Here is a 13,956-nt window from a genome sequence, read left to right as displayed (position 1 = left end):
ATCGACAGCTTCGTCGACCTCCAACGCCGCATCCGCCGCCACCACGACGCCATCCGTGCCGCCTTGACCACCGGCATGAGCAACGGCCTGATCGAGTCCACGAACACCAAGACCCGCCTGATCATCCGCCGCGGCTTCGGCTTCCACACCGCAGACGCCATCATCGCCCTCGTCATGCTCCCCCTCGCCGGTGACAACCCCCCCCTCCCCGGCCGCCAACCCGCCACAGAGTGACCCACACATACGGCAGGAGAGCCTGTTATGGCCCGGTCAGCGAACGGATCGGGGCCTACGCGAGAGACACGCTGGCGTCCGCCGTGCAGGGGAAAAATGCCGCAGACCACCATGGCCTGCTCAACCGACTGCGACAGGCTGCTCGCACTGCACCGTCCGACGCCGCCTCGTGGGCGGTCGGCGCGGTCGACTGCGCAGCCTGGGATCTTCACGGTCGCCTCACCTCGTGCTCTGTGGCCGATCTCCTCGCACCCGGGACGCCGCAGCCATCCGTGGCGGCCTATGCTTCGTGGCTCACGCAGGACCTCACCAGCTGCGACGACCTGAATGTGCTGCGTGGAGTCGCGGCGGGTGGCTGGCGATTCACCAAGTGGGGACTTCGCCGAGCCCCGAAGGACCCCGCCGGCGAGGCCGCTGAGCGAATGGCACGGGCTGTGGAGCGCGGCTCCGAGGCCATCGGCGCCCCCATCGCCGTCGACGCGGTCGGCACCTGGACCCCAGCCGTGGCCATGGCCTTCGCACGGAGGGTGGACGCCGCCGGTCTGTGCTGGCTGGAGGATCCGCTGCCGCACCACGACTCGGACACATACGAACTCCTCTCAGCTACTCGCCTGCCCCTGGCCGTCGGCGAGCGCGCGCACTGCGACGAGGACCCCGCCGGGCTCATCCAGTACGTGCGGCCGAGTGCTCTGACCCTCGACGTCGTCGGCTGCGGCGGGCTCACCCGCGTGATGCAGATCCTCGATCTGGCCCAAGCCCAGGCCATATTCATATACCCGCACGGCCGCTCGATCGTTCCCGGACTCCATCTCGCGGCAGCCTTCCCCGACGCTGTGCCGGCTGTCGAGTACCGGCTCCAGTGGGAGCCGCGCCGCCAGCGCCTGTACGAGACCGGACACTCCAGGTCTCGGCACGACCCCGAGGAGCACAACATGCCCGGCAGATCGCTGAACCTTCCCGTTACCGGCACAGTCAGCCATGGCCCGGACGGACCGCTGCTGGTTCTCTCCGAGCGGCTCGACGGACATGACACCTTCCTCAAGGGGATCCTCAATACGGGGAGTTCGACGGTGCCCGTGCGGATCCTGGCCCTTGACGACGTCACCGTGCTGCGTCCGGCCGGCCGTGATGCTGTGCCCGATCTGGGCACAGCGTGGCAGGGGACGCTCCGCCTGCCGCACGGACTGCGTCCGCGACCCATTCCGTCCGACCTGCAGGAGGTGGCCGCGTACCAGGGGCGCTCTCTGGGGGCGCTGGACGAGGCGGAGCTGCGCTACGTCCTGACCTTCCTGTCCGAGTCCACGACCACCGCCATCCGGCAGGCACGGGTGGAAGCGATCGTCTCCGCCTTGCCGACGACCACAGAGAGGCCCTGATGACCACCGAACTCTCGCTCCTGGTAACGGTCGACGTCGGCGGAACCCTCGGCACCGCTGACGGCCCTGGCCTGACCATGCGGCTGGCCGAAGCCTCCCCGCTGCCTGCGGCTCAGGCTCGGGCGGTCATGCGGGCCGGTCTCCACACGCAACCAGCGCTCACCGACGCCGTGGTGGCGGGGGTCTGCGAGGCGTTGGAGATGCCAGCGGAAGCCTTTCCTCGCGACCTTGCCCCGGCCTCGTTCCGTCTCTTTCCCGGCACCACGGAGGCCCTGCGCCGGATCAGTGCCGTGGCGAATGTGGTCACGCTGTCCAACGTCACGTGCGTCGACGCCGACACCGAGGGACTGCGCAGTCTGCTCTCCCCTTGGGTGAGCGACTTCTTCCCCTCCTGCCGCATCGGCCACACCAAGCCGGACCCGCGCGCCTTCCACGCCGTAGTCGACCAGCTCGGTGTCGGCGCCGATCATGTGATCCACGTCGGCGACGACTGGGCCTGCGACATCGTGGGGGCCGTCGAATCAGGCTGCAGGGCTGTCTGGATATCCCGCGGGCGCCGAGTCCCCGATGAATCATTGGTCGTTGACCACGGTGTGCTCGTCGCCATCGACCTGGCGGCAGCCGCCACGCACATCGAACACCTCGCAGCAGGGAGCGTCGCATGAGCCTCTTCACCGGAACCACTTCGTACTACCGCCGGTTCCGTCCCGGCATCCCCGACGATGTGGCAGCAGTACTCGACCACGCCGCCCCGGCACGTCCCGACGGCCCCCGCCGACTCCTGGACGTCGGCACAGGGACCGGCCTTGTGGCCGAGGCCCTGCTCGACCGCTTTGACGACATCGTCGCCGTCGACAACGACGCCGACATGCTCGCTGCGGCCGAGTCGGCGCTACGGCCGAAGCTCCCCGAGGGCTCCAGCCTGTCCCTCGTTCAGAGCACGGCAGAGGACTTCACCCCGCCCGCCGGCTGGCAGGCCGAACTCGTCACCATCTGCCGGGCATTCCACTGGCTCGACCAAGCTGCCGTCCTGGCCCTCCTGGACGAGCAGGTTGCTCCGAACGGCGTCGTCGCGATCTTCGGGGACAACAGCTTCTGGGCCGCCGGCAGCCCCTGGAAGGAAGCCGTTCGGGACGTCGTGAAGAGCTTCCTCGGGGAGCAACGACGCGCGGGCTCTGGCACCTTCCAGCACCACAACCGCCCCTACAGCGAGATCATGGAGGAATCGCCCTTCAACGAGGTCGAGGAAGTTCGCGTACCGGTCCACCGCACCTGGACCGCCGAGAGCATCCTCGGCTACCTCTACTCCACGTCCTTCGCCGCACCCCACCTCTTCGGCGACCGGTTGAAGGAGTTCGAGGCCGCTCTGAATCAGCGGCTGGCCGACTTCAGCGACAACAACACCTTCCCCGAGGAGAACGAGTTCCTCATTCGCCTCGGACGGCGGGGCGGGAAATGACAGATGAAGGCGAGGAGAGGGCGGACGGCAGGCTGACAGCCTTGCGCGTCGCGGCCGAGCTGAGTGAGCAGTCGACCCTCTGCCTGCCGGTCGGGTCCCTGGAGCAGCACGGCCCGCACCTGCCGCTCGATACCGACACCGTCATCGCCGATGCTTCGCCGCTCGGCTGGCCACGCACGTCGTGGACCGGCACGACCTCCCCTGCGTGGTCAACCCCGGCACCGAGCTCCCAAAAAGTACGGCCAGACACTCGTCGCCGCCGCCCTGAGCGCGTGCGCGGATGTCCTCGACCGGCTCGTCCCACCCACCTCCAACGAACCGACCGACGCACGGAGGGCCCATGTGTATTACGGCTGAGGAGAAGATGACCTTCAAACGGGACGGCGTCCTCATACGACGCGGGCTGGCCGAACCCGACCAGGTCAAGCGAGCCGTCTCCCTGATCGACGCGTCGTACCGGAAGGAAATGACTTCGGACGACATCCCCGCGTACTCCCGGCGCACCTTCGCCCCGGAACTGGGAGATCGCGCAGAGCTGCTCTCCTTGTACACGGACACCGGAGCGGCCGGGCTCGTGGGCGACTTGCTCGGTGACGCCGACCCGGTCACGACCGCCCAGGTCCAGATCCGTGTGCCCGAAGGCGAGTTCCCCGGCGTGCAACCGGAGAAGGCCATGCACGTCGACGGGGTCTCCTGCCCCCACTTGGACCCGCGAGAGCTGCGTACGTTTTCGCTGCTCGTCGGCGTCGTCCTGTCCGACATCAGCGACCCGCGGTGCGGGGCACTGCACTACCTTCCCGGCGGGCACATCACCATGGCCCGCTGGTTCGCCGACGAGTGGTCGCTCGGAATGACTGAGCAGGTTCCGCCAGAGATCGGCCGCGAGCGTGGGACCCCGTTCCTCGGCACACCCGGGGATGTCCTGCTCATGCACCACCTCGTTCCCCACACGGTGGCCCAGAACCTCATGCCGTTCCCCCGAGTGATGGCGTACTTCCGTGTCTCCCACCCGGCCCACGCGGGCCGTCGCCTCGAAGCCCTCCGTGACCCCTGGATCGACTACCCGCCTCTCGTGGATGTCTCCGCGCCGACCTCCCAGGAGTAGTTCCATGCGTACCGTCCACCCCGGCGAACTCGACGCCGCGGCCCGCGCCATCGAATCCGGCGAACTCGTCATCGTCCCCACCAACCGCTGGTACATGATGTGCGCGGATGCGAGCAACGCGGACGCATCCGGCAGCATCTTCAAGGGCAAGCGGCGCCCCAGCGGCAAGTCCCTCGCCTACGTCGCTCCCTCACTCGCCGTCTGCGAGCAGCGCTTCCAACTCGGAGCCGAGGCACGGAAGCTCGCCCAGCAGTTCTGGCCCGGTGACCTCGCGCTCCTCCTGCCCTGGCGGGACCCCAAGGACGCCGTACGCCACGCCGCCGTCGGCTCGCCAGCGCTCACCACTGTGGCCCCCGGCATCCTTGGCGAACTCGCGGCGCGGGCCAAGGTTCCCGTCGCCGCGACGACGGCCAACATCTCCGGCGATGCCGGCCCGGACGACCGTGGCCCCGCCGTGACTCTTGACGAGGTCCACGCCTTCCTCGCGGCCTCCTGCCTCGCGGTGTCCGTCATCGTCGACGGAGGAGTATGCCCTGCGGCCAACCACATGACGATCGTGGACTGCTTCACCCCGGAAGTGAAACTCGTACGCACCGGCCTCGTCCACCAGCGAGCGGTCACCGCGGTTCTTGGCCGGGAAGTGCGGCCCTCCTGATGAAGTTGTCGAGCCGCGTCACGCGAAGACGGACGGCCGAGTCCCGTAGACCGGCGGTCGAGGATACTTCAGCCGTCTACTGGGATTCCCAGCCTGAGTGATCAGCCCGACCAGCAGACCAAGAAGCCCTTCCTGTACGTCGTCGTGTCCGCCTCCGGCATTGCCGACGACGTCAGCAAGCTGATCACCACAGCCCAGGAAGCGAACCGGGATGTGGGCGCGGTCGCCACCCCGCAGGGCCTCGGCTTCATCGGCGCCGAGGAAGTCGAGGCCCAGACCGGCTACCCGATCCGCTTGGCCTGGCGCTGACCCGGCGACCCGCGTCCGTTGCCACCCGCCGACGCCATCGCGGCGGCCCCGGCCACCTTCAACATGATGAACGAGTGGGCCGCGGGGATCTCCGACACTCTCGTCTTGGGCATCCTGTGCGAGGCGTACGGCTTCGGCATCCCCACCGCCATCCTCCTGTATCTCAACTCCGCCCAGGCCGCCCATCCCGCGTACCGGCAGAGCCTTGACCGGTTGCGCGAGATGGGCGTCCTGATCGGCTCCTACGAGCCTCACCGGCCGAAGGCCGGCGGCGGGGCCGACCGCTTCCGACCGCTTTCGATGGGAGGAGGCGCTGGCACTGCTCGCCCCAAACTGTCAACGCGGCCGTGATCATCGCCGCCGTGCTGGTGGAGGCTGCGGCGGCGAGGCCGGGGCGGCCGTCGGCGCCTGCACCGGTGCGCTGGGGCGCTGTGCCGTGCTCCGGGCCTGGGCCGCACGCGCGCGGGCACTGGGTGCCGGCCGTGCGCTTAGGCGTTCGATGCGCCAGACCAGGACACGTGCCGGGCGGTGGGCGTCATCCAGGGCGCGCTGGTCAGCGGCTTGCTGGAGGAGCTGCTCTGGGTCATGGCCTGCGTTCTCGGCATCGGCGAGGACGGCTGCGAGTGCGTCGAAGGCTGGGTCTTCCAGGACCTGTTCCGCGTTGTCGTGCACGTTCTGCCGGACGAGAAGGATGTACCGCTCCACTACCTGCTGGGGAGGCCGGCGCTGGGCGAGAACGATCAGCGGTGCGGCAGTCGCCTGCTCGTAGGCGGCTTGGAGGTGGAGCAGGGTCTGGTGGGCGGCGGCGACCTGCTGGTCGTGCTGGCGGAACTGGTGCCAACGGGCGGCGGCGATGACGACGAGGATCGCGACGTCGAGGAACATCGCCAGCAGGGCACCGTCCCTGGGGGCGGGCTCGCGGACCATGGTCCGCACGGCGCCGCGCAGAGTGCGGGCGTGTTGGTGCTCGGCCTGGATGCGGGAGCGGGTGACAGGCTCGAACATCTCCGCTACCTGACGGAGTCGGGGGCCAACGCTCTCGGGTGCGAGGAGAGGAAGGGCGTCGAGGGCTTCGCCGAAGGCGGCCAGGTGGGCCTGGGCAGCCCCGTCGTCTGCCTGGTCGAGATGGTGGGGGATGCGTTCCGCGGCGGCGGTGGCCTGGTACCAAGGGTTCGCCCGGCGCGGGCCCTGCGGCTGTTCGGTGGTGCCGAGGCGCTTCCGGATCTTGGGGAAGGACAGGTCGGGGGAGAGTGCGGAGCCGGAGTACCAGATGGGCTCCTGTCTGCCGTTGGTGTCGCCGGCAAGGGCGATGGTGTAGCCGCGCACGTCGCCGGAGGGGAAGTGCTTGACGTCGACGAGGACGCCGTTGGTGTGCTGCAGCAGGCGGATGAACTCCTCGGTGCTGGTGGCGGCGGCCACAGCAGTGCGCACTGTAGTGCGCAGCCGTTCGCGAGCGGTTCGGGCCTGCCCGGCGCGATGGGCTTTCTCCTGCTCGGCGCGTGTGGGCCGTTTGGCGGCGGTGCGGTCACCGCGGGCGACCTGGAACAGGCCGTATTTCTTCTCGACGGCGGCCAGTTCGTGGTCGGCGGTGAGGAAGTCGTTCCAGTGCCGGGCGGTGCGCAGATCGGCGCGGACCTTTGTGGCGGCGATGTGGATGTGGTCTGGCGCGTGCCGGACGGCGACCCAGCGGCAGCCGTCCGGATCACCGTTGGGGGCGATGCCGGTGGCGGCGACGACGCGGCGGGCGATGTCGCCCCATTCGTCGTCGCTGAGGTGGTGGTCGGGCTTGGCGGCGCGGATCGAGCAGTGCCACACATGCTGCTCGGGTGCGCGGCCGAGCCGCTCGGCCTGCTTGACATGCAGGTCCAGGTCGGCCACGAGGCGCTTCTTGGTGGCGTCGAAGTCGTCAGATGTGCGGCCGGGATCGAGGGCGAAGCCATCCCAGGTGGTGACCAGATGCGGGTCGGTGTGGTCCTTGGCCTTCTTCGTGTCGTACAGGTACCGGATCAACTTGGCGGTGTTCTTGCCGCTGCTGATCTTCGCGATCATCGGGTCGCCTTGTGGCTGACGGCCTGGTTCGCGGCTGCCGCGACGTGTCCGACAGCCGTGCCGACGGCGTTCAGGGTGTGCTCGGTCTGGGTCAGCAGGGCGCTGTCCCCAGGGTGGGGAGGGCCGCCGGAGTTGAGCTTCCTGGCGATCTGGTTGACGTTGTGCCCGATGGCGGCGACCTGCTGACGCAGGGTGTTGAGTTCGTCGATGTAGTCGTCCAGCTCGGTGCGCTGGCCGGGCACGGTGAGTTCGCCGTGCACGTGGGCCAGGGTGACGAGGGCGACGTAATGGGCGCCGCTGATGTTCAGCGACTTGGCCTTGGCGAGGATGCCGGCCTTCTCTTCGTCGCTGTATCGGGCATCGACACGCCCTTCACGCCGACCGTTGGGGTCGGGCTTGCGGCGGCGGGCGACTCGGCGCAGGGCGGCTACGTCGGCGGCACGCGGCAGCGACACAGCAGCGGCGGCGGGGTCGGCGTCGGCGGGCTGTTCCTCCTCGGGCACCCCCTGGTGCCCGAGAGCCTCCGCCACCCCCGGGGCGAAGGCTTCCCCGTGGGACCGGCCTGTGGACGGTCCAGCGGGATACCTTGCTGCGCTGTTGAGGTCGGTGGTCATATCCCATTGAGGGACAGGGAGTTCGCGGTGTGGGCCGTGCATGGATCGGTTCTCCGTGGGGTGCTGGTGCCGGGTGTTCGCTGCGCTCGGCCCCCGTACTCCGTCCTGGTCTGCATGGGGCACGGGGTGAGCCGGAAGGGTGGGCGATCGGTGCGTTTGCGGGAGTCAGGAGGGGCCGACGGGGGCTGTGTCCGGTTCCCGCTGCTGCTGGGAGGCGGCTTCGCCGAGTCCGTCGAGAGGCTCGGCGAAGCCGTTGTACCCGACGGGCTTGGCCTGGCCGGTGCGCTCGGCCCGCAGCTGGTCGCGCAGGGCGCGGGCGCGGTTCTGGGCGATCCGTAGCTCGTTGCGCAGGCGCTCGGCGGTCAGCCGGTCGTCGCTCCAGTCGGCGGTCAGGAGTCGGGCCTGGTCGAGGATTTCGGCGTCGGTGCGGGTGCGTTCGGCGGTCGACTTGGCGGCGGGGGCGCGACCGGTCGCCCGACGTGGGGCGGCTCCGGTCGGCTTCGTCACGGTGGCCGACCGGGGCGGTCGGGCCGCGGGGGCGGGAGCCGACTTGTCGGCCTCGGTCGGCCTTGTCACGGGCGTCTCGGTGACCTTCACGGGAGTCGACTCGGTCGGCTGCTCGGGGGCCGTTCCGGCCTGGTCAGACCTCGACTGTGCGGCCTGCTCGCCTGCTTGCCGGCTACCCGACTGGGCGGAGGCTGCTTCGGCGGAGTCGGCCGACTCGGGAGTGTGGTGCAGCACCTTCGCCACGAGGTCCGACCCGAAGTAGATCGCCCCGATCGGGAGCGAGGTCGCTACCAGTACGAGGGCCCAGTTCGCAGGGGCGAAGTCGGTCAGTCGGCCCCACTGGCCCGACGGGGTGTGCAGGGCCGGTATGAGGCCGTGGACGTAGTTCAGCAGGAGGCTGGCGATTGTGTAGGTCGCCAGTACGCGTAGCGCGAACGTTCGGTCGGTACCGGTGAGCACGAGGGTGGCGATGAGCGCGAGGGCCATCAGCCCGTCGACCACGATCGGGTAGAGCAGGGCGGCAGTGGAGTCGGCGCCGATGGCGCGGGCCACGTCGGACAGCGCGTTCCACGAGACACGGAAAGCCATGATGACGACGGCCACCAGGCCGAAGACGAGCAGGACGTGTCCCCAGTGGTTCACGCGCCGACGCCCAGCGGGTGCGGATGCGGGTGCTCGGCGAGCATCGCCAGGAACGTCAAGTTGGTCCTCCTCGGCAGCCGGGGCGAGCGGAGCCAGGGCGGTGCCAGCGTGGATGCCGCGGCTGCCGTGTAGGGCTGCCGGTGTGCGTGGGGCAGGGGAGTGCAAGGGCGGGCTCCAAGGTGGGGAAGTGAGGGGCGTTCACGGAGGGGGCGTACACGCGGGCCCCTTCTAAAGGGGGGCCCGCGCGTGATCGCCTGCGTGCGTGTACGGCGTGGACGCTCGCGTGATCGCTTGACCTGCGATTTTGCAGTGGGCGTGTGCGCTGTGAGCGGTTCACGGCGGTGCGCACGCGTGAGGGCCGCGTGTACGGTTCCGTGATTGCTTTGCGCGGACCGTCGGGGGGTTCAGCCGACGGCGGTGAGGTGGCGGGAGGAGGCGTAGTAACGCGCCTGCTGGCCGCCTCCGGCTCCTCCGGCGACGCCGTCGACCTTGGTCGCCAGACCGGTGGCCACGAGGTTCTCCAGGCGGCGCCGCGCCTTCTCCAGGTCGGCGCGTTCGGGCTCGCCCCCACCGATCAGGACGGTCGCCAGCTCGCGGGTGCTCATCCCGTTCGGGGCGGTGCACAGCAGGACGGCGGGGTCCTTGGTGGGGTCGAGGGTGGTGGTGCCGCGCTTGTGGTCGTGGGTGACGTCCAGTGGGCCGACCTCTCCGGTGGGGGTCTTGAGGTGGTGCAGGGTGACGGCGGGATCGCCTGCCTTCCCGGTGACGAAGAGGACGCTGCCCGCGCCTGCGGTGATCCAGGTGGAGCCGTATACCTGGTCCAGGCTGGGGCGCTGGCCGCGCGGGGCGTCGGCGGCGGCCTTGCGCTGGTGGTGCAGTTCCATGATCTCCACGCCGTTGCGCAGGGCACGCATGCGGGCGTTGTGGAAGGTGACTGCGGCGCCGTCGTCGACCATCGTGCTGACCGCGTCCTTGAGGCTGTCGATCACGACGGTGCCGGCCTGGTGCGCGGAGGCGAGATCGGCGAGGAGGTCGGGCTCTTTGTCGAGGGTGGCGGGCAGCGGACCTGCCCAGACCACGAGCCGCTCGCGCAGGGTCTTCTCGTCCGAGGCGAAGACACGGCGGTCCATGGCCCTGGCGATCTGCTTGGGCCGGTCCATGGCCAGGTACAGCACCCGCCTGCTGGGGGTGACTGGCATCTCCAAGACCGTCTCCTGCAAGCCGAGGCGGGCGAAGATCACCTGATGGGCCAGGGTGGTCTTGCCGACCCCGGGAGCGCCGATGATCATCAGGCTCTCGCCGGAGGCCCAGACTGTCTTCTCGCGGGTTCCCCACAGGGGCTCGGCATCTGCGCCGGTCTCCTTGACGAAGGACCACCCGTCCCTGGCGAAGCGGTTAAGGCGCCCCTGGCCCGAGGCGAGGGCGCGCTCACGCTCGGCGCGTACTTCCGTTTCGACCTCGCTGCGTATCGCCTCGGGGTCGGCACCCGGCTCTTGGGCCCGCTGGAGGATGCGTACCGCGGAGGCGCGCAGGCGGCGGAGGTCGGCCTTCTTGCGGACGAGCTCCGCGTGGTACGCCGCACTGCCGGTGCCGTAGAGCACGTCAGCGAGCTGGAACACGTAGGGGCGACCACCGACACGCTGCAGGTCGCCCTGTTCCTCGAGGAGCTCGGTGAGGGCGATCGGATCGGTCGGCTTGCTCTCGCGGTGCTGCGTGAGCAACGTGCGCCAGATCGTCTCGTGCGCGGGTCGGTAGAAGGCATCGTCGCCAAGGACGGGCCGGGCCGCGTCGATGGCGTCGCTGTTGTGCATGCAGGCGCCGAGGACCGCGCGCTCGGCGTCCACGTTCTGTGGAGGCTCCGCCCCGTCCAGTGGCGACGGCGTGGGGCCTTCTTCGTAGCGGGATGGCGTCTGGGACGGCAGGGTCGTACCCTGGGACATAGAACTCCTCACCCGGCAGGCCACATGGGGCGGCAACCCCGGCCAGGCCGGTCGAATCGTTAGGTATGGCGGTTGTGGGGTTTCTACTTCGCCCCCGGTGTTTCGCAGCGCCGGGGGCTTCTTCGTGTCCACCCCCGTCCGAGGACAGCCACAACACTACCAGCATTGATTCAAATCGGATTGGCTTGCAATGCAGATCGGCTTAGTGTTAGCTATTCGTCATCGGCCACGGCTGTACCGCCAGGTCGAGAGCGAGAGGAGGTGGGAACGACGAGCGACGAAGACGGCGCTGCCCGCGCCGGAACGGACCGGCCGGAACCGGAGACTCACGTGGCCGAGCGCATCAAGATGGAGCGCCAGGTCCGCGACTGGAGTACGGCCAAGCTCGCCGAGGAGATGACCAAGGCCGGCCATCCGATCAACCAGTCTGCGATCTGGCGGATCGAGAGCGGCAAGCCGCGCCGCAGGGTCAACCTCGACGAGGCACTCGGTTTCTGCAAGGTCTTCGACCTGCCCCTTGACGACCTGACCAGCCCTCCCGGCCAGCTCATGAACCCCCAGGTGCGACGGCTCGTCGGTGAGTACGTCGAAAAGTGGAAGGACTGGCACGCCCTGGGCAAGGCCAAAGACCGGATCATGGCCGAACTCGACGATTACGCCAAGGCCCACCCGGAGCATGAGGACATGGTCAAGGTCATGCTCATGCACGAGCTTGAGGTCGCCTCCGGCGACGATTTCCGCCGCCACCGCGGCTCAACCCACAGGCTTCAGAGCTGGCTTGGTCCCGACCGCATGTCTATCCCTGACAAGACCGACGAGCCTCCGGCCCAGTAACCGCCCGCAGGGGTCACCTCGGCGCTGCGAACGCCGCCGATCCTTCCGTGGCGGACCCCTGCAGTCCCACAACCGCCATACCTAACGATCGACCGGCATTGCCGCCTGGGTTGCCGCCCACGCCCGCCGGTCAAGGAGCCCTCTTGCCTCAGAGCACCTCCCTGCCGCTTGCCCGGATCGCCCAGCTCCTCGACGTCCCCGAGGACTCTCTCCGCGCGCTCATAGCCGCGCGGAGCGGTGACCAGGACGACGCCACCCTCGTTGGCCTCACCGTCGCCGAGGCCGCCCGCCGCATGGGCGTCGGCCGCACCACGCTGTACAAGTACCTCTCCTCTGGCGAGATCCCCTCCGCGAAGGTCGGACGGCTGCGCCGCGTCCCGGTCGAGGCGGTGAACGACTTTCTCCAACGTCGCCTCAGCCGCGAAGGCTTCGGCACCGCGGCTTGAGGGGCGTACATGAGCTCAACCAAGTCCCGTCAGCCCAACGGCGCCTCGTCGATCTTCCAGGGCAAGGACGGCCGTTGGCACGGCTACGTCACCGTTGGCGTCAAGGACGATGGCACCCCCGACCGCCGCCACACCAGCCGCAAGACCCGCACCGCGGTCACCAAGGCCGTACGCGACCTGGAGAAGCAGCGTGACTCCACGGGCGTTCGCAAGGCCGGCCAGACCTGGACGGTCGAAACGTGGCTGACTCACTGGGTGGAGAACATCGCCGCGCCGAGCGTGTCCGAGAACGCCATCGACGGCTACCGCGTCGCGGTGTACCATCACCTCATACCCGGCCTGGGCGCCCACCGCCTGGAGAAGCTGGAACCCGAGCACCTGGAGCGCTTCTACAAGAAGATGCAGGCGACCGGTAGTTCCGCCGGCACCGCCCACCAGGCGCACCGCACTGTGCGCGCCGCGCTCAACGAGGCCAAGCGCCGCCGTCATCTCACCACCAATCCGGCTTCCATCGCCAAGGCGCCCAAGGTGGAAGAGGAAGAGGTGGAGCCGTATTCCCTGGAGGAGGTGCAGCGCCTCCTCCTCGAAGCGGACAAGCACCGCAACACCGCCCGCTGGGTCATCGCCCTCGCGCTCGGCCTGCGTCAGGGCGAAGTCCTCGGCCTCAAATGGGCGGATGTCGACTTCGAGGCGGGCGTGATCCTCGTACGCCGGGGTCGCCTGCGGCCCCGCTACCAGCACGGCTGCGGCGACAAGTGCGGTCGCAAGCCAGGCTATTGCCCGCAGCGGATCAGCGCCCGGCGCGAGACGAAGGACACCAAGACACGCGCAGGCAAGCGCCCCATCGGCGCGCCCGAGGAACTCCTGCAGCTGCTGCGCGTGCACAAGGAACAGCAGGACCGCGAGCGGGCCCTTGCCCGTGACCTGTGGGTGGAGAAGGGGTACGTGTTCACGTCGCCGACCGGCGAGCCGCTCAACCCCAACACCGACTACCACAAGTGGAAGGACCTGCTGAAGGCCGCGAAGGTCCGCGACGCTCGCCTCCATGACGCCCGCCACACTGCCGCCACGGTCCTTCTGATCCTCGGCGTCCCCGACGCGGTCGTCGACCGCATCATGGGCTGGGAGCCCGGCAAGTCCGCCCGAATGCGCAGCCGTTACCAGCACCTCACTGGTCCCGTGCTCCAGCAGACGGCCGCGAAGATCAGCGGCCTGCTGTGGGGCCCGAAGCCGCACGTGCTCGAACCGGCCCCTGGAGGTCCAGTACCTGGCCCGAGCAAGACCTCCGTTCCGGCGGAGCCGACGGTGTACGTGGCTCTCCTCGGTGAACGCAGCATCCCGTTCCTGCACCGTGAGCACGCGGATGCGGTGGCCTCGCAATGGGGCACCGACCATCCCGCCCACTCGGCAGAGGTGGAAGAATGGGACCGGGAGAAGTGGGAGCACAAGGGCCCAGGTGGAGCACGGGCAATCCGCGACCGCATGCCCGACCGCCGGATCGTCCACCACGCCCACGCCGTGTTCCTGCCCGGCGGCGGGCGGCTCAACATCGGCCGCGATGACCAATGGTCCGTCACGGCCTGGGAATTCGAGAGCGACCTCTACACCGACCTCCCGGTGCGCTGGCACACCACCCGTCGTCCAGGCCAGGAGATCGAGGCCCAGGTCCGTGGCACGGGCCAGAAGGCCGTTGCTGCCGCATTCGCTGAGGCTTGCGCACAGGCTGTGGACCGAGCAAGGAACCCGGGAAGGTACGGAGACCTCGACGCCTGTTAGACGAGGCGCG

13 protein-coding genes and 2 pseudogenes are annotated in these 13,956 nt (G+C 69.2%); 11 read left to right on the top strand and 4 right to left on the bottom strand.

The window, feature by feature from the left end; all coding sequences use genetic code 11:
• The 8 genes and pseudogenes from H300_RS0112020 to H300_RS26505 form a co-directional block, all read left to right on the top strand.
• On the top strand, positions 1-234 hold a 234-nt coding region (locus H300_RS0112020), incomplete at its 5' end, for a transposase (RefSeq protein WP_028427616.1).
• Positions 231-1,610 carry an enolase C-terminal domain-like protein gene (locus tag H300_RS29275; RefSeq protein ID WP_078515926.1) on the top strand — a complete coding sequence of 460 codons (1,380 nt, stop codon included), beginning with the start codon at positions 231-233 and terminating at the stop codon, positions 1,608-1,610. The genes H300_RS0112020 and H300_RS29275, both read left to right, overlap by 4 nt.
• Positions 1,610-2,275, top strand: a complete 666-nt coding sequence (locus H300_RS29270; RefSeq protein WP_051269970.1) for an HAD family hydrolase — start codon at positions 1,610-1,612, stop codon at positions 2,273-2,275. The genes H300_RS29275 and H300_RS29270 overlap by 1 nt, the downstream gene beginning before the upstream one ends.
• The gene (locus H300_RS0112000) at positions 2,272-3,069 is read left to right on the top strand and encodes a class I SAM-dependent methyltransferase (protein WP_028427615.1); all 798 of its coding nucleotides are present in this window, start codon (positions 2,272-2,274) and stop codon (positions 3,067-3,069) included. Before H300_RS29270 ends, H300_RS0112000 begins: the two co-directional genes overlap by 4 nt.
• Positions 3,066-3,437: a creatininase family protein gene (locus H300_RS32375; RefSeq protein ID WP_486583718.1), complete on the top strand. Its 372-nt coding sequence runs from the start codon at positions 3,066-3,068 to the stop codon at positions 3,435-3,437. The genes H300_RS0112000 and H300_RS32375 overlap by 4 nt, the downstream gene beginning before the upstream one ends.
• Complete coding sequence (locus H300_RS0111995) at positions 3,410-4,174, top strand: phytanoyl-CoA dioxygenase family protein (RefSeq protein ID WP_028427614.1); 765 nt, start codon at positions 3,410-3,412, stop codon at positions 4,172-4,174. The genes H300_RS32375 and H300_RS0111995 overlap by 28 nt, the downstream gene beginning before the upstream one ends.
• Before the next feature lie 4 nt (positions 4,175-4,178).
• Positions 4,179-4,829, top strand: coding sequence for a Sua5/YciO/YrdC/YwlC family protein (locus tag H300_RS0111990; RefSeq protein ID WP_028427613.1), 651 nt, complete (start codon positions 4,179-4,181; stop codon positions 4,827-4,829).
• Positions 4,830-4,922: 93 nt separating this feature from the next.
• Positions 4,923-5,469 (top strand): annotated as a pseudogene (locus H300_RS26505) (flavoprotein); the annotation flags it as partial.
• Between the two features lie 20 nt (positions 5,470-5,489).
• On the opposite strand, the gene H300_RS0111980 reads toward H300_RS26505, so the two are convergent.
• From H300_RS0111980 to H300_RS0111965, 4 genes are all read right to left on the bottom strand, one after another.
• On the bottom strand, positions 5,490-7,187 hold the full coding sequence (locus tag H300_RS0111980) for a relaxase/mobilization nuclease domain-containing protein (RefSeq protein ID WP_028427612.1): 1,698 nt from the start codon (positions 7,185-7,187) through the stop codon (positions 5,490-5,492).
• The gene (locus tag H300_RS0111975) at positions 7,184-7,717 is read right to left on the bottom strand and encodes a MobC domain-containing protein (protein ID WP_028427611.1); all 534 of its coding nucleotides are present in this window, start codon (positions 7,715-7,717) and stop codon (positions 7,184-7,186) included. Before H300_RS0111975 ends, H300_RS0111980 begins: the two co-directional genes overlap by 4 nt.
• Positions 7,718-7,966: 249 nt before the next feature.
• A complete protein-coding gene (locus tag H300_RS0111970; protein WP_028427610.1) occupies positions 7,967-8,950 on the bottom strand; it encodes a DUF2637 domain-containing protein in 984 nt (327 codons plus the stop codon).
• A gap of 404 nt (positions 8,951-9,354) precedes the next feature.
• On the bottom strand, positions 9,355-10,890 hold the full coding sequence (locus H300_RS0111965) for a DnaB-like helicase N-terminal domain-containing protein (RefSeq protein WP_028427609.1): 1,536 nt from the start codon (positions 10,888-10,890) through the stop codon (positions 9,355-9,357).
• 330 nt (positions 10,891-11,220) lie between these two features.
• On the opposite strand from H300_RS0111965, the gene H300_RS0111960 reads away from it, so the two are divergent.
• The 3 genes and pseudogenes from H300_RS0111960 to H300_RS0111950 form a co-directional block, all read left to right on the top strand.
• Entirely contained in the window at positions 11,221-11,724 is a 504-nt protein-coding gene (locus H300_RS0111960; RefSeq protein ID WP_486583715.1) for a helix-turn-helix transcriptional regulator, read from the top strand.
• 143 nt (positions 11,725-11,867) lie between these two features.
• Positions 11,868-12,170 carry a helix-turn-helix domain-containing protein gene (locus tag H300_RS0111955; protein ID WP_028427607.1) on the top strand — a complete coding sequence of 101 codons (303 nt, stop codon included), beginning with the start codon at positions 11,868-11,870 and terminating at the stop codon, positions 12,168-12,170.
• A gap of 9 nt (positions 12,171-12,179) precedes the next feature.
• Positions 12,180-13,391: pseudogene (locus tag H300_RS0111950) on the top strand (tyrosine-type recombinase/integrase); the annotation flags it as partial.
• Between the last annotated feature and the right edge of the window lie 565 nt (positions 13,392-13,956).

Source organism: Streptomyces sp. TAA040, from assembly GCF_000424845.1.
The sequence above is the reverse complement of the archived record's forward strand: the minus strand, read 5'-3'. Positions and strand labels throughout refer to the sequence as shown.

Excerpts from the sequence above, each read along its gene's own strand:
- H300_RS0112000 (WP_028427615.1), top strand. The coding sequence starts at position 2,272 with ATGAGCCTCTTCACCGGAACCACTTCGTACTACCGCCGGTTCCGTCCC.
- H300_RS0111980 (WP_028427612.1), bottom strand. The coding sequence starts at position 7,187 with ATGATCGCGAAGATCAGCAGCGGCAAGAACACCGCCAAGTTGATCCGG.
- H300_RS0111965 (WP_028427609.1), bottom strand. The coding sequence starts at position 10,890 with ATGTCCCAGGGTACGACCCTGCCGTCCCAGACGCCATCCCGCTACGAA.
- H300_RS32375 (WP_486583718.1), top strand. The coding sequence starts at position 3,066 with ATGACAGATGAAGGCGAGGAGAGGGCGGACGGCAGGCTGACAGCCTTG.
- H300_RS29270 (WP_051269970.1), top strand. The coding sequence starts at position 1,610 with ATGACCACCGAACTCTCGCTCCTGGTAACGGTCGACGTCGGCGGAACC.
- H300_RS0111990 (WP_028427613.1), top strand. The coding sequence starts at position 4,179 with ATGCGTACCGTCCACCCCGGCGAACTCGACGCCGCGGCCCGCGCCATC.
- H300_RS0111995 (WP_028427614.1), top strand. The coding sequence starts at position 3,410 with ATGTGTATTACGGCTGAGGAGAAGATGACCTTCAAACGGGACGGCGTC.